Below are 22,258 nucleotides of genomic sequence, written 5' to 3' on the forward strand. Positions count from 1 at the left end.
GTCGTGGGTCGGCAAAGAGTGTTTTGAGTAGCCATCATTAGCAGTTAAGTGGTGGTCTTGTTTCTGCTGAGAAGCTTGGCTGCTAGGTGCGCCAGATGCATATTGGTCGAATGGCAAGATACGATTCTCGAGGAGCTATTGGGTCGTGGTTTTCGGGGCTCGGTATGCGGGGAAACTTGAGTAAAATAAGTTTGTTTGTTGTTTGGGGGTTGTGTTGAAGGTTGTGGCTCTGATTTTTCTTCTTGCGTCTTTAAATGCTTCGGCGTTTGCCCTCTCTAATGAGGTGGCGCCTGGGGCTGATTATCTTATAAAAAGTTGGCGAACGTCGCATTATGCACTCGATGGGGCGGGGCAGTTGATTCCTGAACAGCGGAAGGGAGGGGCATTTTATAAGGTTAAAGAAGGGAGGTATAGTTTTGTCAGATCTTTGGCCAAGAGCAGGACTGCAGTAGTAGTTATGGATCCATGGGAGGATAGTGGGTCGCCTGTGATGAATAAACACTTTCGAAAGGTTTATTCGTTAAGGATTATTCCGATGGTTAAGCATGCTGTAAAGCTTGGTTTGAAAGTGGTGGTTGTGACAAATGATCCGTTAAAAATCAACTTGGGGTATGCTGCTCGTATAAATCCTGCATTGCAGACGATTGTTGATGCCGGGGGGGCTAGCGTGGTTTATCACTCTGATATGGATGATCGGAAGTTTGAGGGGTATTTGAGGTCTCTTGGCGTTGATACCCTGATTTATACTGGGTTTTCATCAAATATGTGCGTCATCGGTATGCCTACCGGTATGATCCCGATGTTTCATAGAGGGTTTAGACTATTTTTCGTCCCTGAAGCCTCCGCGGCTACCGAGTTTGGAAGTAATTGGGGGAATGGCGCAGCCCACAAAGCAACAACCGCCATGATTGCTTCTTGGGTTGGTGAGATCATTGCCTTCAATGATTTCATGAGGCTTCGATCGAGGTGAGGGGGGATGTCGTGTGAATTTTTTGTACTCTCCATTGTTGATTGGGTTGGAGTTCTTTTTTTTCTCTAATGTTGAGGCGATTTTGTTAGCGTTTGGTTGTGGGTACGTTCTGTTTTAATTGTGTGGTTTTTTGTCGGGTAGCGTTTGTTCTTGGAGTTTTCACAAGAAAATACTTGTAAAGTCTTCAGGGGGCACGCAGCAACACTGTGTTTTGACCTGGGCTGCGAGCTGAAATAGTCCTCGCCTTCTTGCAGAAATGGTGCGCCTTCGATGCCAGGAAATCAACACTTTAACGAACATCTGCTGTAGGGTTTTTTACCCGTCAGATATGCAATATTTCGTGACGTATAATTCAGCAAATATTTTCAGTTCGATAAGACTTGGCGAATGACCCGCGACCCACTAGCTTGAGGTGGGCAGTTAGGAAAATGCTGCTTCCCATATCAATTCAAAGGAGTGACCTCTCATGCGTAATACTGTCCTCAGTTATTTGCTGTTGCCATTGTTTTCCGGCTTTTCCTTTTATGTTAGCGCAGCTCCGGCTCCTGACTCAGCGCCGAAGGAGCCGGTGCCGCTGACGGTGGATACTCAAGTTACAGCAGGTAAACTGAATCTGAACACCGCCGATGTGGTGACTTTGCAAAATGAGCTGAACGGGATTGGAATGAGCAAGGCGGAGGCAATCGTGGCTTACCGCGAGGCGCACGGTCCTTTCCAATCGGTCGATGAGTTGTTGGAGATTAAGGGTATCGGCAATGCGCTGCTGGAACGCAACCGTGAAAAGCTGAGGGTGGATTAACCTCGGGCAGCCGACCGATCCTGTATCGGTCGGCTTTCTACTGCATGTCAGCGATCTGCCGCATCCTTGGCATCCGCCTCGGCATTGCGCTCATGCACCTTCTTCAACTGCTCCTCGGTCAACGGCAACTTCTTCGCCGTATCCCGCAGCATCATCAACCCGCCGACAATCGACCCGAGAGCAACCAGCAGTATCAACCAGGCATACCAAGGCATCGAGATTCTCCTGAAAGCGTGTAGGGCACCGCTTACATGGCATTCGAGCCATTGCCGCAGCCGTTGGTTCAATTATAGGAGCCGCCCGCGGCCGGGCCAAATCTCATGACCCGCGGCCCCCAAACCCCACGCCACTTCGTTTACAATGCGCGCCGTTTACGACTTGCCAAGAGACCCTGCCCATGTCCGCCTGCCAGACGCCCCTGATCGTCGCCCTGGATTTCCCCACCCGTGACGCCGCACTGAAGCTGGCCGACCAGCTCGACCCTGCCCTGTGCCGGGTCAAGGTGGGCAAGGAACTGTTCACCAGCAGCGCCTCAGGGATAGTCGAAACCCTGTGCAGCAAGGGCTTCGAAGTATTCCTCGACCTGAAATTCCACGACATCCCCAACACCACCGCCATGGCGGTCAAGGCCGCGGCTGAGATGGGTGTATGGATGGTCAACGTGCACTGCTCCGGTGGCCTGCGCATGATGTCGGCCTGCCGCGAGGAGCTGGACAAGCGCAGCGGCCCGCAGCCGCTGCTGATCGGCGTGACCGTGCTGACCAGCATGGAGCGCGAGGACCTGGCCGGCATTGGCCTGGATGTCGATCCGCAGGAGCAGGTGCTGCGCCTGGCGGCGCTCGCGCAAAAAGCCGGCATGGACGGCCTGGTGTGCTCGGCACTGGAAGCGCCGGCACTGAAGGCGGCGCATCCGTCGCTGCAATTGGTGACCCCGGGGATTCGCCCGGCGGGCAGTGCCCAGGATGACCAGCGCCGGATTCTGACCCCGCGTCAGGCACTGGACGCCGGCTCCGATTACCTGGTCATCGGGCGTCCGATCAGCCAGGCGGCGGATCCTGCCAAGGCGTTGGCTGCCGTGGTGGCTGAAATCTGCGGTTGAATCAGGGATCGTGGGAGCGGGCTTGCCCCGCTCCCACAAGGCGCCTGGCTGCTGATATCAGACCTTCAACACCAGCTTGCCGAAATTTTCCCCGCTGAACAGCTTGAGCAGCGTCTCGGGGAAGGTCTCCAGGCCCTCCACCACATCTTCCTTGCTCTTCACCTTGCCGCTGGCCAGCCAGCCGGCCATTTCCTGCGCGGCCTTGCCGTACTCCTTGACGTAGTCCATCACCACGAAGCCTTCCATGCGCGCACGGTTGACCAGCAGCGACAAGTAGTTGGCCGGGCCCTTGACCGCTTCCTTGTTGTTGTACTGGCTGATGGCGCCGCAGATCACCACCCGGGCCTTGAAGTTCAGGCGCGACAGCACGGCATCGAGGATGTCGCCGCCGACGTTGTCGAAGTACACATCCACGCCATTGGGGCATTCGCGCTTGAGACCGGCCAGCACGTCCTCGGCCTTGTAGTCGATGACGCCGTCGAAGCCCAGTTCGTCCAGCAGGTACTGGCACTTCTGCGCGCCCCCGGCGATGCCCACCACGCGGCAGCCCTTGAGCTTGGCGATCTGCCCGGCAATGCTGCCGACCGCGCCGGCGGCACCGGAGATCACCACGGTCTCGCCGGCCTTGGGCTGGCCGACATCGAGCAGGGCGAAGTAGGCGGTCATGCCGGTCATGCCCAGGGCGGACAGGTAGCGGGGCAGGGGCGCCAGGCGCGGGTCGATCTTGTGCAGGCCCTGGGGTTCGCCGGTGAAGTAATCCTGCACGCCAAGGGCGCCGCTGACATGGTCGCCGGGCTTGTAGTCCGGATGCTTGGAGCTGACCACCTCGCCGACGCCGAGGGCGCGCATGACCTGGCCCAGGCCCACGGGCGGGATGTAAGACTTGCCTTCGTTCATCCAGCCACGCATGGCCGGGTCCAGCGACAGGTAGAGGTTCTTCACCAGCACCTGGCCTTCGCCCGGCTCGCTGGCGGGCCCCTGCTCATAGGTGAAATCGTCACGGCGCACGGCGCCGACCGGGCGCTTGGTCAGCAGGAAACGGCGGTTGGTGTGGGGCATGGCGAGTTCTCCTGAACGAGTGTGAGGGGCTGATGATCGGCGGGTTGAATGGGTCGCGTCACGCAAGATCACCGCGAACGATAGTAGTCCAACCGTGCCCTTGATGATGCTGCCCAGCCCGGCGGTGCCCTGACTAGACTCAGCCACGACTTCCCATCCTTTTGCAGGAGCCAGTGATGAGCATGACTTTCTCCGGCCAGGTTGCCCTGGTCACCGGTGGCGCGGCGGGCATCGGCCGGGCGACGGCCCAGGCATTCGCCGCCGAGGGGCTCAAGGTGGTGGTGGCCGACCGTGACGCGACCGGCGGTGAAGCCACCGTGGCGCTGATTCGCCAGGCTGGCGGCGAGGCGCTGTTCGTCGCCTGCGATGTCACCCGTGACGACGATGTGCGTCAGTTGCATGAGCAGGTCATCACGGTTTATGGCCGGCTCGACTATGCCTTCAACAACGCCGGTATCGAGATCGAGAAGGGGCGCCTGGCGGAGGGCAGCGAGGCGGAGTTCGATGCGATCATGGGGGTCAACGTCAAGGGTGTGTGGCTGTGCATGAAGTATCAGCTACCGTTGTTGCTGGCACAGGGCGGTGGGGCCATCGTCAACACCGCCTCGGTGGCTGGGCTGTCGGCGGCGCCGAAGATGAGCATCTACGCGGCGTCCAAGCATGCGGTGATCGGCCTGACCAAATCGGCGGCCATCGAGTATGCGAAGAAGGGCATCCGGGTCAACGCGGTGTGCCCGGCGGTGATCGACACCGATATGTTCCGCCGCGCCTACGAGGCCGATCCGCGCAAGGCCGAGTTTGCCGCGGCGATGCACCCGGTCGGGCGCATCGGCAAGGTCGAGGAGATCGCCAGCGCGGTGCTGTACCTGTGCAGCGATGGCGCGGCGTTCACGACCGGGCACAGTCTGACTGTCGATGGCGGCGCGTTGGCGATTTGACTGAGGTTGTCCACAGGGTCAGTGCCACGGCTGCGCAGCCGAGCAGCAACACGCCGCCGAAGGCGATCAGCGCAAGTCGCGAACCGAGCCGGTCGCTGAGCAGCCCGGTAAAGATCACCGGCAGGCTGAACCCCAGGTAGGCGAGCAGGAAGAACCCGGCACTGGCCCGGGTCTTCTCGCTCCCGGCCAACTCATTCACCGCCGCCAAGCCACCCAGGTAGATGAAACCATAGCAGGCGCTGCTCGCGGCCACGGCGCCCAGCAGCACACCCAGCAGATTGCCGCTGTCGGCCCCCCAGGTCAGCAGCGCGTAGCTGCACGGCAGGATCAGCAGCCCCAGCAAGGTCGCCTGGGCACTGGCCAGGCGCCGGGCCAGCGGCTGGAACAACAAGCCGCAGCTGATCACGCAGAAGGTCGAGAACCCCGACCAGGCACTAAGCCCGTGCTGACGCAGGATCCCTGGCAGCAGGGCGATCACCAGCCCGACACAGGCCCAGGCCAGCAGGATCGCCAAACCATAGGCCAGGCTGCCGGCGGGGTAGCAGGGCAGGCGCAGCATGGCGCTGCACTGCGCCGGACGAGGGTCGGGAAGACGCCAGACCAGCAGCAAGGCGAGGGCGGCCAATGCCAGTTGCAGGTGGAAACTGCCGGGGGTGAGGGTCGGGCCGCGCAGCAGGAACAGGCTGGTCAGTGCCGCGCCCAGGCCGAAACCGAGCGACGTGCTGGCGGTGACCCAGGTGGCGGCCCGGCTATCGGCGTCCGGCGCCATCAGTTCGCTCATGTAGGCGGTGGCGGTGGCCGAGGCAAGGCCTGTGCCCAGCCCCAGGAACAGGCGCGCCAGGCCCAGCATCTGCAGGCTCGGTGCCAGCAGCATGAGCAGCGTGGCGACCATCGACAGGGCTAGCGCGACCAGGATCAGCGGGCGTCGGCCCACCCGGTCGGCCAGGCCGCCGAGGGCCAACAGCACCGGCAGCACGCCGAGCACATAGCCGGAGAAGGCTACGGCGGTCGCCGCCGCGCCTTGCCCGGACAGGTCGGCGTAGGTGATGTAAAGCGGGGCCTGCAGGTTCACCGCGAGGGTGATCAGGCACAGGGCGAAGGCCAGCAGGACTGGGGCATGGCGAGTGGACATCGGTACGGATCCGCAAGGCAGTGACAGTGGTTGGCAGCATCGGCCTTGGCAGTGGTGCTCGCCAAGGCACACTCGCGGAGCATTTATGCTTAACTGTTTGCCTGAAAACAGCGAACACTTGCCATGCATTTTCATCTTGATCGTGATCTTCCCATCCCCTTGGTCCAGCAACTGACCGAGCACCTGCAGGCCTGGATCGAACAGCAGCGCCTGCGCCCCGGTGCGCGCTTGCCGTCGATCCGCGCGCTGGCCAAGGCCCAGGCGGTAAGCGCCTCCTGCGTAATCGAGGCCTACGACCGCCTGGCGGCCAACGGCTGGCTGCAGGCGCGGCATGGCGCGGGCTTCTTTGTCGCCGAGCGCAAACCGGGCCTGCGGCCCGACCCTGGGGAGTCCTGGGGTGAGGCGATCGACGGCAGTTGGCGGCAGTTTCGCGAAGGCCATGAGCAATTGCTCAAGCTCGGCTGCGGCTGGCTGCCGGTGGCCTGGCGCGCCGAAGCCGAGCTGGCCCAGGCCATCCGCCAGGTCAGCCGCGGCGCGCCCGAGGCGCTGTTCGACTACTGCCCGCCCCAGGGCCTGGCCAGCCTGCGTCTGCAACTGCACAAGGGGCTGGCGCGGCTGGATATCGCCGCCGAGCCGGAGCGGATCGTCACCACCCAGGGCGCCAGCCATGCCCTGGACCTGCTGGTGCGAACCTTGCTGAATCCGGGAGATACAGTGCTGGTGGAGCGCCCCGGCTATTACAATCTGTACAACTTGCTGCGCCTGCACGGTGTGCACATGCTCGAGGTGCCGCGCACCGCCACTGGCCCGGACCTGGTGGTGCTCGAGCAGTTGCTGGCCGAGCACCTGCCCCGGTGCCTGTTCATCAACAGCCTGTACCAGAACCCGACTGGCACCTGCCTGACGCCCAAGGTGGCCTACCGCTTGCTGGAACTGGCCCGTGAGCATGACCTGCGGATCGTCGAGGACGATCTGTATGCGGACTTCCAGGACGGCCCGGCCACGCGCCTGGCGACCCTCGACAGCGAGCAGCGGGTGATCTACATCGGCAGTTTCTCCAAGACCCTCAGCAGTTCGTTGCGGGTCGGCTACCTGGTGGCTGACCCGCCGTTGATCGCGCGCCTGGCCGAACTGAAGATGGTGGCTGGCATTGGCACCTCGCGCTTCGCCGAACAGGTGGTCGGGCAGATGCTGGCCAATGGCGGCTACCGCAAGAGCGTGCAGCGTCTGCGATTGCGCTTGGGTCAGCACCGGGCCACGACCCTGGGGCAGCTGGAGGCCTGCGGCTGGGAGGTGTTTTGCGAGCCGGTAGGCGGCATGTTCGTATGGGCCCGGGTGCCTGGGCGCGACTTTGCCGAGCTGGAGCGATTGGCGCTGGAGCATGCGGTGCTGCTCACCCCGGGCAGCGCCTTCGATCCGCAGGGGCGGGCCAGTGACTGGCTGCGGATCAATGTCGCCTATGGACAGGATTCCCGGGCCCAGGCGTTCTTCCGGCATGCGGGGCGACCTCCGGCAGTCTGAAAGCGACACGCTCATAGCTAAATGACACCATTCGCGCGCCCGCCCCTTGTGACGAGGTCGGCGCCATTGTCACTCTTGCCGTTGGCAGAGGGCCAAAAGGCGAGGAGGGCGGTGATGACGGCGACCAAGCACGGTGTATTGGCCAACCTGGGCATGGCGCGCAAGCTGGGCCTGGGTTTCGCCCTGGTGTTGCTGCTCACCCTGGTGGTGGCCGCCATCGGTGTGTACGCCCTGGCCAATGTCGGCCAGCGCTTCGAGGGGCTGCGGCAGATGGCCCAGTTCAACACCGACGTGTTGAAGCTGCGCCAACACGAGCAGGCCTTCGCCCTGCGCTCGGACATCAAGGAGGCCGATGCACTGCGCGCGGGGCTGCAAGGGTTGTTGGAGCGGGCCCGCGCGCTGCCGGCGCTGTCTTGGGCCGAGGCCGACCTTAACGCCTACGGGCAGGCCTTCGACCAGTTCGTCCAGGCGGTGCAGGCCAAGGAGCTGGCGCTGGACATGGCCAGTTGGTCGGTGTCGAGCGTGGCCAACAACCTCGATGTGCTGCAGGCCGGTCTGGCCGATGACGGCACTTATACCCTCAAGCAGTCCCAAGGCCAGCAAGGTGGCGAGTTCCTCGAGCAGGCCGGGCAGGTGGCGCAGGTGTCGCGGCTGATGCTGCAGGCCATGGACGAGGCCCGGGTACGCCTGGAGCAGAGCCGCAAGGGCGGCGAGGCCGTTGCCGAGGGGCGCATCGCCCAAACGGTGGAGGCGGCCGGCCTGGTGGAGCAGCTCAAGTCGGCGGTCACCGACGCCGGCTACCAGAGCGTGCTGGGCGAAGTGGCCGGGCATATCGCGAGTTTTTCCGAAAAACTCAACGAGTACACCGACCTGCTGGGCCAGGAGCGGGGGATCAAGGATCAGTTGCAGGCCCGGGCCGAGCAGGTCACCACGCGAGTCGACCAGGCCTACGTCGCCCAGGAGCAGGCCATGCAGGCGGAGCTTGCGCGCAACACCGTGGCCATCGCCGCGGCCACGGCCCTGGCTCTGCTGGTAGGCGTGCTGGCGGCCTGGTTGATCACCCGCGCCGTGGTCGCGCCGCTCAAGCGGGTGATCAGCCGTGCCCGGCGCATTGCCGCAGGCGAGTTGGGTATCGAGGCCGAGCCGCCGCGTGCCGACGAGGTCGGTCAACTGCTGCAGGCCATGCAGCAGATGGCCGAGGGACTGTCGGGCATCGTCAGTGGCCTGCAGCAGGGTATCGATCAGCTGGCCGGCAGCGCCCAGGCCTTGTCGGCGGTGACCGAGCAGACCAACCGCGAAGTGGGCAGCCAGAAGGACGAGACCGAGCAGGTGGCCACCGCCATGCAGCAGATGACCGCGACGGTTCACGATGTGGCGCGCAACGCCGAGCAGGCGGCCCAGGCGGCCCAGGATGCCGACGACAAGGTCGAGTCGGGGCAGCAGGTGGTACGCCAGAGCATGCTGCGCATCGAGCAACTGGCGGTGGCGGCCGAGACTGCCAGCAGCGGCATCGACAGTCTCAGCGCCGAGATCCATACCATCGGTGATGTGCTGGAGGTGATCAAGAGCGTGGCTGAACAGACCAACCTGCTGGCGCTCAACGCGGCGATCGAGGCAGCCCGCGCCGGCGAGCAGGGCCGTGGCTTCGCCGTGGTGGCCGATGAAGTGCGCGCGCTGGCCCGGCGTACCCAGCAGTCCACCGAGGAGATCGAACGGCTGGTCGCCAGCCTGCGCGGCAACGCCCAGCAGTCGGTGACGCAGATCCGTGGCAGCACCGAGCTGGTGCGCCTGGCGGTGGCCGACACGCTGCAGACCGAGAGCGCCCTGGGCAGCATCGCCGCGGCGGTGTCGTTGATCCAGCAGATGAACCAGCAGATTGCTGCGGCGGCCGAGCAGCAAAGTTCGGTGGCGGAGGAAATCAGCCGCAGCGTCACCCAGATCCGTGGCAGCGCCGACCAGGCGGCGCTGGCGATGCAGGACAATGCCCGCTCAAGCGTCGAGCTGGCGCAGTTGGGCAGTGACCTGAAGGGGATGGTGGGGCACTTTCGCCTGTGATTGGCTGTGGCTTGCCCCGCGATAGCGTTGTCAGCCCCTGCGCGGACTGAGGATCAGCACGGTCAGCACCCCCGCCACGATCCCCCAGAACGCCGAGCCGATCGAGAACAGAGTGAACCCCGACGCCGTGACCATGAAGGTGATCAGCGCCGCTTCGCGCTCGCGTGCCTCGCCCATGGCCACGCTCAGGCCGTTCATGATCGAGCCGAACAGCGCCAGGGCGGCGATCGACAGCACCAGTTCCTTGGGCAGGGCGCCGAACAGCGCCGCCAGGGTCGCGCCGAAGGTGCCGGCGATGCCGTAGAAGATCCCGCACCACACCGCCGCCGTGTAGCGCTTGGCTGGGTCTTCATGGGCATGCGGCCCGGTGCAGATCGCCGCGCTGATCGCCGCCAGGTTGATGCCGTGGGAGCCGAACGGCGCCAGCAGCAGCGAGGCGAACCCGGTGGCCGAGATCAGCGGCGAGGCCGGCACCTGGTAGCCGTCGGCGCGCAGCACGGCGACGCCGGGCATGTTCTGTGAGGTCATGGCCACCACGAACAGTGGGATGCCGATACTGATGGTCGCCGCCAGCGAGAAGCTCGGCGTGGTCCACACCGGAGTGGCGATTTCCAGCTGGAAGCCGCTGAAGTCCAGCAGCCCCAGGGCGCCGGACAGCGCCGTGCCGACCAGCAGCGCGGCCAGCACGCAGTAGCGCGGTGACAGGCGTTTGACCAGCAGGTAGCTGAAGAACATGCCCAGCACCAGCACCGTGCGATGCTGGGCGGCGACGAAGATTTCGCTGCCGATCTTGAACAGGATGCCGGCCAGCAGGGCCGAGGCGAGCGAGGCGGGGATGCGTCGCACCAGGCGCTCGAAACTGCCGGTCAGGCCGCATATCAGCACCAGCACGGCGCAGGTGATATAGGCGCCGATGGCCTCGCCGTAGGTGACGCCGCCGAGGCTGGTGATCAGCAGCGCCGCGCCGGGTGTCGACCAGGCCACGGTGACCGGAGTACGGTAGCGCAGCGACAGGCCGATGCTGCACACCGCCATGCCGATCGACAGGGCCCAGATCCACGACGAGATCTGCGCGCTGGTCAGGCCGGCGGCCTGGCCGGCCTGGAACATCAGCACGAGCGAGCTGGTATAGCCGGTGAGCATGGCGATGAAGCCGGCGACGACCGCCGATGGGGAGCTGTCCGCCAGCGGCCGCAGGCGCGCGGAGGTGGCATCGGTCATGGGGAATTCCTTGTACAGGTGTAAGCAGTTTTTTCAGGCTACCGTGCAATGGCGTGATCCTTGCCATACAGCAGGCATTGCATTTAGCCGTACAGTCGCCAACTATGGGGTATTACTGCGCAACTGCGTGAATGGGGAGGGGCGATGTACAAGGTGTATGGGGATTACCAGTCGGGCAACTGCTACAAGGTCAAGCTGATGCTGAGCCTGCTCGACCGTCCGTATGAGTGGCACCCGGTGGATATTCTCAAGGGCGAGACCGAAACCCCCGCGTTCCTGGCCATGAACCCCAACGGCAAGGTGCCGGTGCTCAAGCTCGAGGACGGCACGTGCTTGTGGGAGTCCAACGCGATTCTCAACTACCTGGCCGATGGCAGCGAGTTCCTGCCCAGCGAGCCACGCTTGCGTACCCAGGTCCTGCAGTGGCAGTTCTTCGAGCAGTACAGCCACGAGCCGTACATTGCCGTGGCGCGCTTCATCCAGTTCTACCTGGGCTTGCCCGACGAGCGCCTGGAGGAGTACAGGGGGCTGCACAAGGGCGGCTACAAGGCGCTCAAGGTGATGAACAAACAGCTGGAAATGACGCCTTACCTGGTCGGCGAACAGTACTCCATCGCCGATGTAGCGTTGTACGCCTACACCCATGTGGCGCATCAGGGGGGCTTTGACCTGGCGGGTTACCCGGCCGTGCAGGCCTGGCTGGCGCGGGTGGCCAGCCATCCACGGCATGTGCCGATGGTGGATTGACCGGCCTCATTGCACCCTGTGTAGGAGTGGTCAGGCCGCCGCGAAGCGTTTGTCCAGATAGGCAATGATGTCCTTGGACTCATACATCCAGGTCACCTTGCCGTCCTCCTCGATCCGCAGGCACGGTACCTTCACCCGGCCGCCGCCTTCGAGCAGCGCCTGGCGGTGCTGCGGGTCGTTCTTGGCATCGCGCAGTGCCACCGGTACGTTCAGGCGGTGCAGGGTGCGACGGGTCTTCACGCAGAACGGGCAGGCGTGGAACTGGTACAGCGCCAGGTCCTTGGCCTGCTGCTCGACCTGGGCCTGGGCCGCGGCATCGCGCTGTTTTTTCGCCGGGCGACTGATCCAGTCGCCGAACACGATTAGCTGGCCGAGGCCGACTCGCAGGGCTTTGACGATCATGGGCAACTCCTGAAATGAAAAAGCCGACCCCATGGGGTCGGCTCGGAACACAGGCCGATCACTTGATCAGGCTGAGGAACTCGCTGCGGGTGGAGGCGTTCTCGCGGAACTCGCCGAGCATCACCGAGGTGAGCATGGTCGAGTTCTGCTTTTCGACACCGCGCATCATCATGCACATGTGCTTGGCCTCGATGACCACCGCCACGCCCGCGGCGCCGGTCACCTGCTGCACGGCCTCGGCGATCTGGCGGCTGAGGTTTTCCTGGATCTGCAGGCGACGGGCGTACATGTCGACGATCCGCGCCACCTTGGACAGGCCCAGCACCTTGCCCTTGGGCAGGTAGGCCACGTGGGCCTTGCCGATGAACGGCAGCATGTGGTGTTCGCACATCGAGTACAGCTCGATATCCCGGACCAGCACCATTTCGCTGTTGTCGGAGGTGAACAACGCGCCGTTGGTCACTTCTTCCAGGGTTTGCTCATAACCGCGGCAAAGGTATTTCATGGCCTTTGCGGCCCGCTTGGGCGTGTCGAGCAGGCCCTCGCGGGAGACGTCCTCGCCGATCTGGCTGAGGATCGCGGTGTAGTTTTGTTCCAGGGACATGGATCTACCTGTGGAAAATTTCGCAAAGACGAAGGGTACGGCGGCGACGGCGGCGCTGCAAGCGCGATGTCACTCGTCGCGGCCTTCGAGCATGGTTCGCTTGAGCATCACGTACACCGCGCCGGTACCGCCGTGGCGGGCCTGGCATGAGGCGAAGCCGAGCACCTGTGGGTGCTGGCGCAGCCAGGTGTTGACGTGGCTCTTGATCATCGGGCGCTTGCCGTCCAGGCGCGCGGCCTTGCCGTGGGTGACGCGCACGCAGCGCACTTCGAGCTTGGTCGCCTCGGCGATGAAGTCCCAAAGTGTCTCGCGGGCCTTCTCGACGCTCATGCCATGCAAGTCGAGGCTGCCCTCGAAGGCGATCTGGCCGAGCTTGAGCTTGCGGATCTGGGTTTCCTGGACGCCGTCGCGGCGCCACATCAGTTCATCCTCGGCGCCAACGTCGATGACGAACTGGTCGGACAGGCCATCAATCACCAGCGGCTGGTCGCTGCGGACGGTCGCCGCCTGGCGCAGACCGGCCAGCTGCTTGCGGTCGGCCTTGGGTTTGCCGACTTCGGCGCGGTCGTGCTTGATCGGCTTGACGCCCTGCACTTGGCTGCGGAAGAGGGAAAAGTCGTCGTCTTGCATGGTGCCTCCACGTGGGCGGCGTAGTTTACGCGACTGTGCGTCGGAGTGAAGCCTTGAGCTGTGCGCTGTTATGTGCAGGAGCACAAGACTGCGCCTACAGGGGAGGTGTGAGTGTGTCAGTCGTGCTTCTTCATCAGGTGCGGCGACAGGTTCAACTCGCGGCCACGGCGCAGACGGATGCGGCTGCGTCGCCAGACACGAACGCCGATCCACAGCAGCAGCAACCCGACCACGACGAGAATCGCCGACAGTGGGCGGTTGGCATTGAGCTCGGCCAGCGCGGCGTAATTGCCCAGCAGGCCGGCGAAGCCGGCCATGGCGAGCAGTATGCCCAGGGTGGCCAGCAGCACGGATAGGGCGGCGGCAACCCGCGCGCCCCAGTTGCTAGGCTCGCGCTGGCGCAGGCGCTTGGCATCGAAACTGCCTTTGAGCTTCATTCGAATTCCTCAGGATCTGGTAGAGCTGATCCGGATTTCGACCTGCGGGTCACCTTGGGGTTCCGCCCGTCCGCCGGGCGGTCGTGGTTCAGACCAGGCTGGCGGTGGGGGCGACGCAGGCGAAATTGTCGGCCATCACGGCCATTTCGCACTGGTGGATCTGCGCGGCGGGGATCACGGTGTCCTTCAGGGCCAGGTCGCGGGTCGCCGAGGCGTCTTCCACCAGGGTGCAGCGATAACCATAGTCCTTGGCGCGGCGCACGGTGGTGCTGACGCTGGAGTGGCTCATGAAACCGCAGACGATCAGGTCGAGGTGGCCGAGCTCCTGCAGCGTTTCGTGCAGCTTGGTGTTCTTGAAGGCGTTGGGCATGCGCTTTTCGATGACGATCTCACCGGCGCGCGGCTCCAGGCCCGGGATGAACTCGCCCGCCGGGCCCTGGGGGTCGAAGCGACCGCCGACGGTGCCGAGGTGGCGCACGTGGATGATCGGGCGGCCGGCCTTGCGGGCGGCATCGAGCAACCTGGCAATGTTCGCCACGGCCTCGTCCATGCCCGACAGCGCCAGCGGACCGCTCAGGTATTCCTTCTGCGCGTCGATGACGATCAGGCTGGCTTGGCCCAGCTTGGCCGGCGGGTAGTCGCGGCCAGTGAGGCGGAACATCGTGGTTGGAACGGACATCAAGGGCTCCTTGGGTAGGGCTTTTGTGCTCCTATTCTCCCTTGCCTTGACGCCAATGTGAATGGTTGACAGCGCAGGCAGCGTGGTTGCTGGCTTGTGGCTATCGGTTTGGCCATCGGAGGAAACAAATGTGTGGTGTGGGCTGTTAGACTTTTGTCCTGTCTGAAAAGGAGTACCCCGTGATCACATCCCGCCTGCGCACCCTGCGCGACCATATCCGCTGGGCGGTCAGCCGCTTCCATGAGCATGAGCTGTTCTTCGGCCACGGTGCCGACAACGCCTGGGACGAAGCCCGCCTGCTGGTGCTCGGCGCGGTGCACCTACCCTGGGAGGTGGCCGACAGCTACCTGGACTGCGCGCTGGAGGATGACGAAACGGTACGCCTGCAGCACCTGCTCAAGCGCCGTATCGAAGAGCGCGTGCCCACCGCCTACTTGCTGGGCGAGGCCTGGTTCTGCGGCATGTCGTTCATCGTCGACGAGCGGGTGCTGGTACCGCGCTCGCCCATCGGCGAATTGATCGAGAAACGCTTTGAGCCGTGGCTGGCTGCGGAGCCTGCGCGCATCCTCGACCTGTGCACCGGCTCCGGCTGCATCGGCATCGTCGCCGCCGAGGTGTTCCAGGACGCCGAGGTGGTGTTGGCCGACCTGTCCTTTGACGCGCTGGAGGTGGCTAACCAGAACATCGAGCGCCATGGCCTCGATGAGCGGGTATACACCGTGCAGGGCGATGGTTTCGCCGGCCTGCCGGGGCAACGCTTCGATCTGATCCTGTCCAATCCGCCGTATGTCGATGCCGAGGATTTCGGCGACATGCCGGCCGAGTACCACCACGAGCCCGAGCTGGGCCTGGCCTGCGGCAACGATGGCCTGGACCTGGTGCGGCGCATGCTGGCCGAGGCGGCCGACCACTTGACCGACAAGGGCCTGATGATCGTCGAGGTGGGCAACAGCCAGGTGCACGTCGAGTCGCTCTATCCCGAGGTGGACTTCGCCTGGCTGGAGTTCGAGCGCGGTGGGCACGGGGTGTTCATGCTGACGGCCGAACAGTGCAGGCAGCATCAGGAGCTGTTCAAGGCGCGGGTCTGACGGATTCACACCGCCCCTGGAGCGGCCTTGCGTCGCGAAAGCGGCAGCGTAGCAGCCCCAGGATTCAGTGTTGATGCAAAGATTGCTGGGGCCGCTTTGCGGCCCTTTCGCGACGCAAGGGATCGCGTGGTGCGGGTCAGCGGGTAGCGATCCAGATCAGCAACCCGGCCTGGAACACCGCGAACGCCACCAGGCAAGTGATGGTAAAGCGCAGGCCGCTGTCCTCGCGGCGGTACTTGGCCACGCGCTCGTCACGTTCGCGCAACTGGGCTTCCTTCTCCATCAGGTTCTGCTCGGCTTGCTGCAGCATGCCGGCGGCCTCGAGATTGTCCACGCGCTGGACCTTCTCGGTGTTCCAGCCGCCCTTGAGCTGGCCCACTGGCGTTTCCACCAAGCGCCCCTTGAGCAGTTGGCCGTCGGTGTACTCCACCGCCAGGCCGACACTGCTCAGCACGCGGTCGCGGCGCAGGCGGGTGTCTTCATTCAGAGCGTCCTTGTTCGGCAAGCTCATACCCTCGACCTGATAGTGCGAGCAACGCTGCTGCAGCCACTGCACCGCCTGCGCCAGCAGGTAGCGGCCAAGGCCACGGTTCAGCGGCTCCAGCTGCAGGCCGGCCGGGTCGCCGATGCGCACTGTGCGCGTTTCATGGTCGACGCGGATGTCCAGCTGGTTCTGCTCCTTGCGCACCTTCTGCCCCGGCAGGCGGATTTCCATGCGCAGCAGGCTGTGGGCCTTGTCGTGGCGCTCGGCGTAGCCGAACTGGACAAATCGCAGGGGGCGGGCGCCGCTGTTGGGGTCGGTCGGCAGCGGCGCCAGGCGCAGCAACTGGAAGTGCTCGGCTGCAAGCTCCGCCCAGGGCAGCGGGGCGCTTTCCGGGGCTTGTTCTTCGGTCGCCTCGGCGGCGGGGGCATCGGTCATCAGGGAATCCTCAGGTGCACGGCGGCCGGGTGCCAGTACCTGCAAGGACATCGCAGATGTGGGCTTGCCCGCGATTCGGGCGCGCATGCCCCCGGATCACTGCCTTCTTAGCCGCGTTATCGGCAGGCCAAGCCAATACCTGAGGGTGCTTTCAGGCCTGCGGCAGCCCGTGGATGAACAGGACGATGCGCTCTCCCAGCTCTCGGGCCAGCGGTAATTCAGGATTGCGGTAGCTGTCCCGCTGCTGGTCCATCTCCCGAGGGCTGATGCGCAGCATGTGGTTCATGCCGTCGATCAGCGCCAGTTGGGCGTCGGGCTTGGCGGCCTTGAGGCGCTCGGCGTCGGCCACCTCCACCTGGATGTCGTTGCGGCCCTGGACGATCAGCGCGGGCACCTTGAGCCGGGCGAACGCCGCCGCCGGGTCCTGATGCAGCAGGGTGATCAGGTACGGCTGCACGCTGGGGCGGAACACCTGACGCAGCGGAGCGGGCACGTCGAGGCTGGTCTGCCCGGCCTGCAACCGGTCGATCAGCGCCACGCCCCCGGCCAGTTGCGCCGGGGGCAGGCGCAGGGCCAGTTGTTCGCGCAGCACATCAGCCACCGGCCGGCCGCTGCCGGCCAAGGTGATCACCGCGCTGGCGCCGGCCTGCTCGGCGGCCAGGCTGGCGATCAGCGCGCCTTCGCTGTGGCCGACCAGGATCAGTGGGCCGAAGCGCGGGTCCTGGCGCAACGCGCGCCCCCAGGCCACCACATCGGCGACATAGCGTTCGACGCTGAGGTCGCGCTCGTCGGGCGTGGCCGGCTGGCTGGCGGCCACGCCACGCTTGTCGAAGCGCACGCTGGCGATGTGCTCGCCGGCCAGAAACAGGGCCAGGCGCTTGAGGTTGTCGATGCGTCCGGAGGCGGGGTTGTTGCCATCGCGGTCGGTAGGGCCGGAGCCGGCGATGATCAGCACCACCGGCGGTGGGGTGGCTTGTTGCGGCAGCAGCAGGCTGCCATGCAGCACGCCCTGGCCGGTGTCCAGGTCGATGGGGCGTTGCAGCACGGTGGGGGCTGCCTGGGCGAGGCTGGCGCAGAACAGCAGGAGCAGGGCGGCGAGGCGCGACTTCATGGATGGGGACTACATGGGAAGTTGATGTTTCGACCTTGGGCCAAGCTGAAGGTTCGCGGGGCTCGTCGCCGGGCAAGCACGGCCCCCAAATCCCCGCTGTTTTCCGTATACTGCCGGTTTCGACCACTTCAGGCAGATTCGCGGAGCGTCCATGTCCGGCAATACCTACGGCAAGCTGTTCACTGTCACCACCGCTGGCGAGAGCCATGGTCCGGCGTTGGTCGCCATTGTCGACGGCTGCCCGCCAGGCCTGGAAATCTCGCTCGCCGACCTGCAGCACGACCTCGACCGGCGCAAGCCCGGCACCAGCCGGCACACCACCCAGCGTCAGGAGCCGGACGAAGTGGAGATCCTCTCCGGCGTATTCGAAGGCCGCACCACCGGTTGTTCGATCGGGCTTCTGATTCGCAACACCGACCAGAAGTCCAAGGACTATTCGGCGATCAAGGACCTCTTCCGCCCGGCCCACGCCGACTACACCTACCACCACAAGTACGGTATCCGCGACTACCGCGGCGGTGGCCGCAGTTCGGCGCGCGAAACCGCGATGCGTGTGGCGGCTGGCGCCATCGCCAAGAAGTACCTGGCCACCCAGGGCATCCGCGTGCGCGGCTACATGAGCCAGCTCGGCCCGATCGAGATCCCGTTCAAGACCTGGGACTCGGTCGAGCAGAACGCCTTCTTCAGCCCCGACCCGGACAAGGTGCCGGAGCTCGAGGCCTACATGGACCAGCTGCGCCGTGACCAGGACTCGGTGGGAGCGAAGATCACCGTGGTCGCCGAAGGCGTGATGCCGGGCCTGGGCGAGCCGATCTTCGACCGCCTCGACGCGGAGCTTGCCCATGCGCTGATGAGCATCAACGCGGTCAAGGGCGTGGAAATCGGCGCCGGCTTTGCCAGCGTCGCCCAGCGTGGCACCGAGCACCGTGACGAACTGACCCCGGAGGGCTTCCTCAGCAACAATGCCGGCGGCATCCTCGGCGGTATCTCTTCGGGCCAGCCGATCGTCGCCCACCTGGCGCTCAAGCCGACCTCGAGCATCACCACCCCGGGCCGCTCGATCGACGTCGACGGCAACCCGGTCGAGGTGATTACCAAGGGCCGTCACGACCCGTGCGTGGGCATCCGCGCCACGCCGATCGCCGAGGCGATGATGGCCATCGCCTTGATGGACCACCTGCTGCGCCACCGGGCGCAGAATGCCGATGTTCGGGTAGATACGCCGGTCTTGCGTTGATCGACTCCTCCTGGGGCCGCGTGGCGGCCCATCGCGATACAAGGCCGCACCCACAGGATGCATGCGGATCCTGTGGGTGCGGCCTTGAGTCGCGAAAGGGGCGCGCAGCGCCTCCACAGGGTTGAAGCATGCCCCCGATCCCCTACTGGCGCCTCTCCAGCTTCTACCTCTTCTACTTCGCCCTGCTCGGCTCCACCGCGCCGTTCCTGGCCTTGTATTTCGACCACCTGGGCTTCACCCCGGCACGCATCGGCGAGCTGGTGGCCATCCCCATGTTGATGCGCTGCATCGCTCCCAACCTGTGGGGCTGGCTGGGCGACCGCAGCGGCCAGCGCCTGCTGATCGTGCGCCTGGGCGCGCTGGCGACACTGGCGACCTTTTCGCTGATCTTCTTCGCCAAGAGCTATGCCTGGCTGGCGATGGTCATGGCCCTGCACGCGTTCTTCTGGCATGCGGTGCTGCCGCAGTTCGAGGTGATCACCCTGGCCCACTTGCATGGCCAGACCGCGCGTTACAGCCAGGTGCGGTTATGGGGCTCGATCGGCTTCATCCTCGCGGTGGTCGGGCTTGGGCGCCTGTTCGAATGGCTGAGTCTGGACATCTACCCGGTGGCGCTGGTGGCGATCATGGCCGGGATTGTCGCCGCCAGCCTCTGGGTGCCCAACGCGCAACCCGTGGAGCAGACCGAGCGGCGCGGGGCAGGGGGCTTCCTCGCGCAGGTGCGGGCACCCGGCGTGCTGGCCTTCTATGTGTGCGTGGCCCTCATGCAGCTCAGCCACGGGCCGTACTACACTTTCCTCACCCTGCACTTGGAGCACCTGGGCTACAGCCGTGGTGCCATCGGTCTGCTGTGGGCGCTCGGAGTGGTGGCCGAGGTACTGGTGTTCATGGCCATGAGCCGGATCTTTGCCCGTTTTTCCGTACGCAAGGTGCTTCTGGCCAGCTTTGTGCTGGCCGCCTTGCGCTGGTTGCTGCTGGGCAACCTGGCGGATATCCCGGCAGTGCTGGTGTTCGCCCAGGTGTTGCACGCGGCCACGTTCGGCTGCTTCCACGCCGCGGCCATCGCCTTCGTCCAGGCCAGTTTCGGCGCCCGCCAGCAGGGCCAGGGCCAGGCGTTGTACGCGGCGCTCTCGGGCACCGGCGGCGCGTTGGGCGCCCTGTACTCGGGCTACAGCTGGAAATTGCTGGGCCCGCACTTCACCTTTGGTATGGCCAGCGTCGCGGCGCTCGCGGCAGCCGTTATCATTGCCTTCCGACTCAAAGACAGCAGGAACCACCCCTGATGAGCATCCTCAGCGTATTCGACCCGTCCAGCCCGGAACTGCCGCACAAGGTGCTGACCCACCACGACGACATCGCCGCGACCCTGGCCGAGCAGGGCGTGCGCTTCGGCCGCTGGCAGTCTGGCGCGCGACTGCGCCCGGGCAGCAGCCAGGATGAGGTGGTCGCCGCGTGCCGTGGGCCACTCGACCAGTTGATGACTGCCCATGGCAGCCGGGTGTTCGGCGTGCTTAGCCGCGATGGCGTCGACCCGAGCCAGGCTGACCTGCGCGACGAGCATGTGCATGACGGCGAGGAAGTGTTCGCGCTGATCAGCGGGCGCGTCCAGGTCAGCCTGCGCCTGGGGGATGCGGTGTACGCCGTGCTGTGCGAGAAGGATGATGTGCTGGTGGTGCCGGCCGGCATGCGCCGCTGGCTGGACCTGGGCGACACGCCGTTCTGCCTGGCCCTGTGTCTGTTCGCCAGTGACTCGGCGGTGCCGCCGCGGTTCACCGGCGATGCCACTGCCAGGCAATTTGCCGGACTCGACGAATTCTAAAGGAATTGGCTCGCGGGGCCGCCTGTGCTCACGCTGTCCTTGGGTGAGCGCAGGCGTGCCCCGCGAAGAGGGTTGCGCGATCAGCGGTAGGTCGGCAGGGCGAAGCGCTGCTGGCTCTGCAGCATCGAGATTACCGGCAGCTCGCTTGGCTGCCCGGCCAGGTCGCGGCGGATGGCGCTGATCGCCCAGGACAATTGCTCGGCACTGTGCAGTTGCGCGTAGGTCAGCACGCGGCGGGTCACCACGCCGTCGCTGGCGCGCAGGGTCAGCAGCACACCACCGTCCGGACGCGGCTGAGTGGTGACCTGGTAGGCGGCGAAAACCGAGGCGAATTTTTCCTGGATGAGGTCCATATCAACTCCTGACTGTTGTACTGGCAGACTTGAGTTGATGATTGCAGTGACCGTGCCAGCCTTTTATTTGGATAAAGTGCTTTTAAATCAATGGCTTAAATTTGTTTGCTCAAGGTTGTGCATTGCAATCTGCACGCCCGTGCATTTTGCACAGTGCATTTTGCACGGTCATGGTCTGGCCATTGTCATAGCCTGGCTCTGTGCCGCCGATAGAATCTGAACCTTGGACCGCTCGCCGTTGCCTGATGGACACTTGGCCCATTGCCAGATGCCAGGAGGTTCCCGATGTCCGATCACCAGCCCGCCACCATGACCGCCGAAGAAACCGCGGCCTTCGCCGAGGAGGTCTTCGAGCGCGCCCGCCGCGGCGACGCGACGATGCTCGGCCGCTTGCTTGACGGTGGCCTGCCCGCCGACCTGCGCAACCACAAGGGCGACACCTTGTTGATGCTGGCCAGCTACCATGGCCACCACGACGCCGTGCGGGTGCTGCTGGCCCATGGCGCCGATCCGTTGATTGCCAATGACAACGGCCAGTTGCCGATTGCCGGCGCTGCCTTCAAGGGCGATCTGGCCATGATCCGCCTGCTGCTCGAGCACGGCGTGCCGGTGGATGCCGCCGCCGCGGACGGCCGCACCGCGCTGATGCTGGCGGCGATGTTCAACCGCCTGGAGATCATCGACTACCTGCTGGCCCAGGGGGCTGATCCGGCACGGCGTGACGCGGCCGGCGCCACCGCGCTGACGGCTGCGCGCACCATGGGCGCGGTGGATGCCGCCGCACGCCTGGAGGCGAAGGCCGGCTAACCCTTCGGGGGCGTTTGCGGCTATCCTTGGCGCCTTTCACGCCAACCCGCAGGGCCCCCCATGAAAGACCAGTTGCTCGAACTCATCCGCCTCATCGGCGCCGGCTGCATGCGCGATGAGGACATCGAGCGCATCGCCGCCGAGGCCGCCCAGGCCTACGCCGACCCCGCCGCCTTCCTCGCCGCCAACCCGGACATCAACTACGACGACACCTTCCCGTTCCCGCTGGGCGAATGGGTGGTGGTCGGCAGCCTGCCCGACACCGTGCTGTTCCAGGCCGACAGCTACCAGGACCTGTTCCAGCAGATCAGCGACTCGTTCGACAAGAGCGTGCCGTTCACCCTCAAGCCCAAGCAGCTGGCGCGCACCGAGGCGCTGACCGCGCTCAACCGCATCCAGGTGCAGATGGGCGCGTTGAACAAGGAAGCCGGGGGCTACGTGCTGCTGAATTTCAGCCAGTTGCTCGATGACGAGCTGCAAATGGTGATGGTGGGGCAGAACGACCTGGCCCGTGTGCTGGAGTTGGGTGAGGCAGTCGGCATCAAGGTGGAGCCGGCGCTGGAGGCGCTGAAGGTGGCGGTGCACGTCTAAGCAACGAATTTTGCACCTTCCCCTGTAGGAGCGGCCTTGT

Annotated in this window: 25 protein-coding genes and 1 pseudogene; 14 read left to right on the top strand and 12 right to left on the bottom strand. The window is 64.7% G+C overall.

The window, feature by feature from the left end; genetic code table 11:
• The first annotated feature begins 211 nt into the window (after positions 1 to 211).
• Together AC25M7_RS06950 and AC25M7_RS06955 are read left to right on the top strand one after the other, a co-directional pair.
• Positions 212 to 970 carry a hypothetical protein gene (locus AC25M7_RS06950; protein WP_486970885.1) on the top strand — a complete coding sequence of 253 codons (759 nt, stop codon included), beginning with the start codon at positions 212 to 214 and terminating at the stop codon, positions 968 to 970.
• Positions 971 to 1,436: 466 nt separating this feature from the next.
• The gene (locus tag AC25M7_RS06955; protein ID WP_486970886.1) at positions 1,437 to 1,769 is read left to right on the top strand and encodes a ComEA family DNA-binding protein; all 333 of its coding nucleotides are present in this window, start codon (positions 1,437 to 1,439) and stop codon (positions 1,767 to 1,769) included.
• 47 nt (positions 1,770 to 1,816) lie between these two features.
• Here the strand turns inward: AC25M7_RS06955 and AC25M7_RS06960 are convergent, their stop codons facing one another.
• Positions 1,817 to 1,984 (bottom strand): DUF2897 family protein, encoded by a 168-nt coding sequence (locus AC25M7_RS06960; RefSeq protein WP_084941778.1) that lies wholly within the window; start codon positions 1,982 to 1,984, stop codon positions 1,817 to 1,819.
• A 182-nt stretch (positions 1,985 to 2,166) separates the two neighbouring features.
• On the opposite strand from AC25M7_RS06960, the gene pyrF reads away from it, so the two are divergent.
• On the top strand, positions 2,167 to 2,868 hold the full coding sequence (gene pyrF, locus AC25M7_RS06965; RefSeq protein ID WP_486970887.1) for an orotidine-5'-phosphate decarboxylase: 702 nt from the start codon (positions 2,167 to 2,169) through the stop codon (positions 2,866 to 2,868).
• Between the two features lie 57 nt (positions 2,869 to 2,925).
• Here the strand turns inward: pyrF and AC25M7_RS06970 are convergent, their stop codons facing one another.
• Positions 2,926 to 3,927 carry an NADP-dependent oxidoreductase gene (locus AC25M7_RS06970; protein WP_028691780.1) on the bottom strand — a complete coding sequence of 334 codons (1,002 nt, stop codon included), beginning with the start codon at positions 3,925 to 3,927 and terminating at the stop codon, positions 2,926 to 2,928.
• A gap of 176 nt (positions 3,928 to 4,103) precedes the next feature.
• On the opposite strand from AC25M7_RS06970, the gene AC25M7_RS06975 reads away from it, so the two are divergent.
• A complete protein-coding gene (locus AC25M7_RS06975) occupies positions 4,104 to 4,865 on the top strand; it encodes an SDR family oxidoreductase (RefSeq protein ID WP_028691779.1) in 762 nt (253 codons plus the stop codon).
• Here AC25M7_RS06975 and AC25M7_RS06980 read toward each other — a convergent pair.
• Positions 4,816 to 5,997: an MFS transporter gene (locus AC25M7_RS06980; protein WP_486970888.1), complete on the bottom strand. Its 1,182-nt coding sequence runs from the start codon at positions 5,995 to 5,997 to the stop codon at positions 4,816 to 4,818. The genes AC25M7_RS06975 and AC25M7_RS06980 overlap by 50 nt on opposite strands.
• 123 nt (positions 5,998 to 6,120) lie before the next feature.
• Here AC25M7_RS06980 and AC25M7_RS06985 point away from each other — a divergent pair, with 123 nt between their 5' ends.
• From AC25M7_RS06985 to AC25M7_RS06995, 3 genes and pseudogenes are all read left to right on the top strand, one after another.
• The gene (locus AC25M7_RS06985; protein ID WP_486970889.1) at positions 6,121 to 7,518 is read left to right on the top strand and encodes an aminotransferase-like domain-containing protein; all 1,398 of its coding nucleotides are present in this window, start codon (positions 6,121 to 6,123) and stop codon (positions 7,516 to 7,518) included.
• Between the two features lie 969 nt (positions 7,519 to 8,487).
• Positions 8,488 to 8,715: pseudogene (locus AC25M7_RS06990) on the top strand (HAMP domain-containing protein); the annotation flags it as partial.
• Positions 8,710 to 9,573: a methyl-accepting chemotaxis protein gene (locus AC25M7_RS06995; protein ID WP_390898243.1), complete on the top strand. Its 864-nt coding sequence runs from the start codon at positions 8,710 to 8,712 to the stop codon at positions 9,571 to 9,573. The pseudogene AC25M7_RS06990 and the gene AC25M7_RS06995, both read left to right, overlap by 6 nt.
• A gap of 30 nt (positions 9,574 to 9,603) precedes the next feature.
• Here AC25M7_RS06995 and AC25M7_RS07000 read toward each other — a convergent pair whose 3' ends face one another.
• Positions 9,604 to 10,794: a benzoate/H(+) symporter BenE family transporter gene (locus AC25M7_RS07000; RefSeq protein ID WP_207851784.1), complete on the bottom strand. Its 1,191-nt coding sequence runs from the start codon at positions 10,792 to 10,794 to the stop codon at positions 9,604 to 9,606.
• Positions 10,795 to 10,938: 144 nt separating this feature from the next.
• Here AC25M7_RS07000 and AC25M7_RS07005 point away from each other — a divergent pair, with 144 nt between their 5' ends.
• On the top strand, positions 10,939 to 11,541 hold the full coding sequence (locus tag AC25M7_RS07005; protein ID WP_069017490.1) for a glutathione S-transferase family protein: 603 nt from the start codon (positions 10,939 to 10,941) through the stop codon (positions 11,539 to 11,541).
• A gap of 30 nt (positions 11,542 to 11,571) precedes the next feature.
• On the opposite strand, the gene AC25M7_RS07010 is transcribed toward AC25M7_RS07005, so the two are convergent.
• The 5 genes from AC25M7_RS07010 to AC25M7_RS07030 all read right to left on the bottom strand — a co-directional run bounded on the left by AC25M7_RS07010 (position 11,572) and on the right by AC25M7_RS07030 (position 14,293).
• The gene (locus tag AC25M7_RS07010) at positions 11,572 to 11,943 is read right to left on the bottom strand and encodes a glutaredoxin family protein (protein ID WP_028691774.1); all 372 of its coding nucleotides are present in this window, start codon (positions 11,941 to 11,943) and stop codon (positions 11,572 to 11,574) included.
• Between the two features lie 58 nt (positions 11,944 to 12,001).
• Entirely contained in the window at positions 12,002 to 12,547 is a 546-nt protein-coding gene (gene folE / locus AC25M7_RS07015) for a GTP cyclohydrolase I FolE (protein ID WP_028691773.1), read from the bottom strand.
• Between the two features lie 69 nt (positions 12,548 to 12,616).
• Positions 12,617 to 13,177, bottom strand: coding sequence for a Smr/MutS family protein (locus AC25M7_RS07020; protein ID WP_062361568.1), 561 nt, complete (start codon positions 13,175 to 13,177; stop codon positions 12,617 to 12,619).
• A gap of 116 nt (positions 13,178 to 13,293) precedes the next feature.
• A complete protein-coding gene (locus AC25M7_RS07025) occupies positions 13,294 to 13,614 on the bottom strand; it encodes a hypothetical protein (protein WP_028691771.1) in 321 nt (106 codons plus the stop codon).
• A gap of 88 nt (positions 13,615 to 13,702) precedes the next feature.
• The gene (locus AC25M7_RS07030) at positions 13,703 to 14,293 is read right to left on the bottom strand and encodes a cysteine hydrolase family protein (RefSeq protein ID WP_028691770.1); all 591 of its coding nucleotides are present in this window, start codon (positions 14,291 to 14,293) and stop codon (positions 13,703 to 13,705) included.
• Between the two features lie 179 nt (positions 14,294 to 14,472).
• Between AC25M7_RS07030 and prmB the strand changes: the two genes are divergently transcribed.
• Entirely contained in the window at positions 14,473 to 15,381 is a 909-nt protein-coding gene (gene prmB / locus AC25M7_RS07035) for a 50S ribosomal protein L3 N(5)-glutamine methyltransferase (RefSeq protein WP_028691769.1), read from the top strand.
• A 136-nt stretch (positions 15,382 to 15,517) separates the two neighbouring features.
• On the opposite strand, the gene AC25M7_RS07040 is transcribed toward prmB, so the two are convergent.
• Complete coding sequence (locus AC25M7_RS07040; protein ID WP_486970890.1) at positions 15,518 to 16,300, bottom strand: hypothetical protein; 783 nt, start codon at positions 16,298 to 16,300, stop codon at positions 15,518 to 15,520.
• Positions 16,301 to 16,451: 151 nt separating this feature from the next.
• On the bottom strand, positions 16,452 to 17,411 hold the full coding sequence (locus AC25M7_RS07045; RefSeq protein WP_062361573.1) for an alpha/beta hydrolase: 960 nt from the start codon (positions 17,409 to 17,411) through the stop codon (positions 16,452 to 16,454).
• Between the two features lie 151 nt (positions 17,412 to 17,562).
• On the opposite strand from AC25M7_RS07045, the gene aroC reads away from it, so the two are divergent.
• The 3 genes from aroC (at position 17,563) to AC25M7_RS07060 (ending at position 20,467) form a co-directional block, all read left to right on the top strand.
• Positions 17,563 to 18,648 carry a chorismate synthase gene (gene aroC, locus AC25M7_RS07050; protein ID WP_028691766.1) on the top strand — a complete coding sequence of 362 codons (1,086 nt, stop codon included), beginning with the start codon at positions 17,563 to 17,565 and terminating at the stop codon, positions 18,646 to 18,648.
• Positions 18,649 to 18,776: 128 nt separating this feature from the next.
• A complete protein-coding gene (locus AC25M7_RS07055; RefSeq protein ID WP_069017491.1) occupies positions 18,777 to 19,931 on the top strand; it encodes an MFS transporter in 1,155 nt (384 codons plus the stop codon).
• Positions 19,931 to 20,467, top strand: a complete 537-nt coding sequence (locus tag AC25M7_RS07060; protein ID WP_207851780.1) for a cupin domain-containing protein — start codon at positions 19,931 to 19,933, stop codon at positions 20,465 to 20,467. Before AC25M7_RS07055 ends, AC25M7_RS07060 begins: the two co-directional genes overlap by 1 nt.
• A gap of 80 nt (positions 20,468 to 20,547) precedes the next feature.
• Here the strand turns inward: AC25M7_RS07060 and AC25M7_RS07065 are convergent, their stop codons facing one another.
• Positions 20,548 to 20,820, bottom strand: a complete 273-nt coding sequence (locus AC25M7_RS07065; protein WP_028691763.1) for a DUF3509 domain-containing protein — start codon at positions 20,818 to 20,820, stop codon at positions 20,548 to 20,550.
• 285 nt (positions 20,821 to 21,105) lie between these two features.
• Here AC25M7_RS07065 and AC25M7_RS07070 point away from each other — a divergent pair, with 285 nt between their 5' ends.
• Entirely contained in the window at positions 21,106 to 21,627 is a 522-nt protein-coding gene (locus tag AC25M7_RS07070; RefSeq protein WP_088851854.1) for an ankyrin repeat domain-containing protein, read from the top strand.
• 60 nt (positions 21,628 to 21,687) lie between these two features.
• Positions 21,688 to 22,218 carry a hypothetical protein gene (locus AC25M7_RS07075; protein ID WP_062361581.1) on the top strand — a complete coding sequence of 177 codons (531 nt, stop codon included), beginning with the start codon at positions 21,688 to 21,690 and terminating at the stop codon, positions 22,216 to 22,218.
• The last annotated feature ends 40 nt before the right edge of the window (positions 22,219 to 22,258 follow it).

Source organism: Pseudomonas sp. P106(2024) (assembly GCF_057480815.1).

Coding starts and splice junctions, on each gene's coding strand:
- AC25M7_RS06985 (WP_486970889.1), top strand. CDS start 6,121: ATGCATTTTCATCTTGATCGTGATCTTCCCATCCCCTTGGTCCAGCAA.
- pyrF (WP_486970887.1), top strand. CDS start 2,167: ATGTCCGCCTGCCAGACGCCCCTGATCGTCGCCCTGGATTTCCCCACC.
- AC25M7_RS06975 (WP_028691779.1), top strand. CDS start 4,104: ATGAGCATGACTTTCTCCGGCCAGGTTGCCCTGGTCACCGGTGGCGCG.
- AC25M7_RS07065 (WP_028691763.1), bottom strand. CDS start 20,820: ATGGACCTCATCCAGGAAAAATTCGCCTCGGTTTTCGCCGCCTACCAG.
- AC25M7_RS07025 (WP_028691771.1), bottom strand. CDS start 13,614: ATGAAGCTCAAAGGCAGTTTCGATGCCAAGCGCCTGCGCCAGCGCGAG.
- AC25M7_RS06960 (WP_084941778.1), bottom strand. CDS start 1,984: ATGCCTTGGTATGCCTGGTTGATACTGCTGGTTGCTCTCGGGTCGATT.
- aroC (WP_028691766.1), top strand. CDS start 17,563: ATGTCCGGCAATACCTACGGCAAGCTGTTCACTGTCACCACCGCTGGC.
- AC25M7_RS07030 (WP_028691770.1), bottom strand. CDS start 14,293: ATGTCCGTTCCAACCACGATGTTCCGCCTCACTGGCCGCGACTACCCG.
- AC25M7_RS06980 (WP_486970888.1), bottom strand. CDS start 5,997: ATGTCCACTCGCCATGCCCCAGTCCTGCTGGCCTTCGCCCTGTGCCTG.
- AC25M7_RS06995 (WP_390898243.1), top strand. CDS start 8,710: ATGGCCGAGGGACTGTCGGGCATCGTCAGTGGCCTGCAGCAGGGTATC.
- AC25M7_RS06955 (WP_486970886.1), top strand. CDS start 1,437: ATGCGTAATACTGTCCTCAGTTATTTGCTGTTGCCATTGTTTTCCGGC.
- AC25M7_RS07055 (WP_069017491.1), top strand. CDS start 18,777: ATGCCCCCGATCCCCTACTGGCGCCTCTCCAGCTTCTACCTCTTCTAC.
- AC25M7_RS07045 (WP_062361573.1), bottom strand. CDS start 17,411: ATGAAGTCGCGCCTCGCCGCCCTGCTCCTGCTGTTCTGCGCCAGCCTC.
- AC25M7_RS07040 (WP_486970890.1), bottom strand. CDS start 16,300: ATGACCGATGCCCCCGCCGCCGAGGCGACCGAAGAACAAGCCCCGGAA.
- AC25M7_RS07005 (WP_069017490.1), top strand. CDS start 10,939: ATGTACAAGGTGTATGGGGATTACCAGTCGGGCAACTGCTACAAGGTC.
- folE (WP_028691773.1), bottom strand. CDS start 12,547: ATGTCCCTGGAACAAAACTACACCGCGATCCTCAGCCAGATCGGCGAG.
- AC25M7_RS07000 (WP_207851784.1), bottom strand. CDS start 10,794: ATGACCGATGCCACCTCCGCGCGCCTGCGGCCGCTGGCGGACAGCTCC.
- AC25M7_RS07010 (WP_028691774.1), bottom strand. CDS start 11,943: ATGATCGTCAAAGCCCTGCGAGTCGGCCTCGGCCAGCTAATCGTGTTC.
- AC25M7_RS06970 (WP_028691780.1), bottom strand. CDS start 3,927: ATGCCCCACACCAACCGCCGTTTCCTGCTGACCAAGCGCCCGGTCGGC.
- AC25M7_RS07020 (WP_062361568.1), bottom strand. CDS start 13,177: ATGCAAGACGACGACTTTTCCCTCTTCCGCAGCCAAGTGCAGGGCGTC.
- AC25M7_RS07060 (WP_207851780.1), top strand. CDS start 19,931: ATGAGCATCCTCAGCGTATTCGACCCGTCCAGCCCGGAACTGCCGCAC.
- AC25M7_RS07075 (WP_062361581.1), top strand. CDS start 21,688: ATGAAAGACCAGTTGCTCGAACTCATCCGCCTCATCGGCGCCGGCTGC.
- AC25M7_RS07070 (WP_088851854.1), top strand. CDS start 21,106: ATGTCCGATCACCAGCCCGCCACCATGACCGCCGAAGAAACCGCGGCC.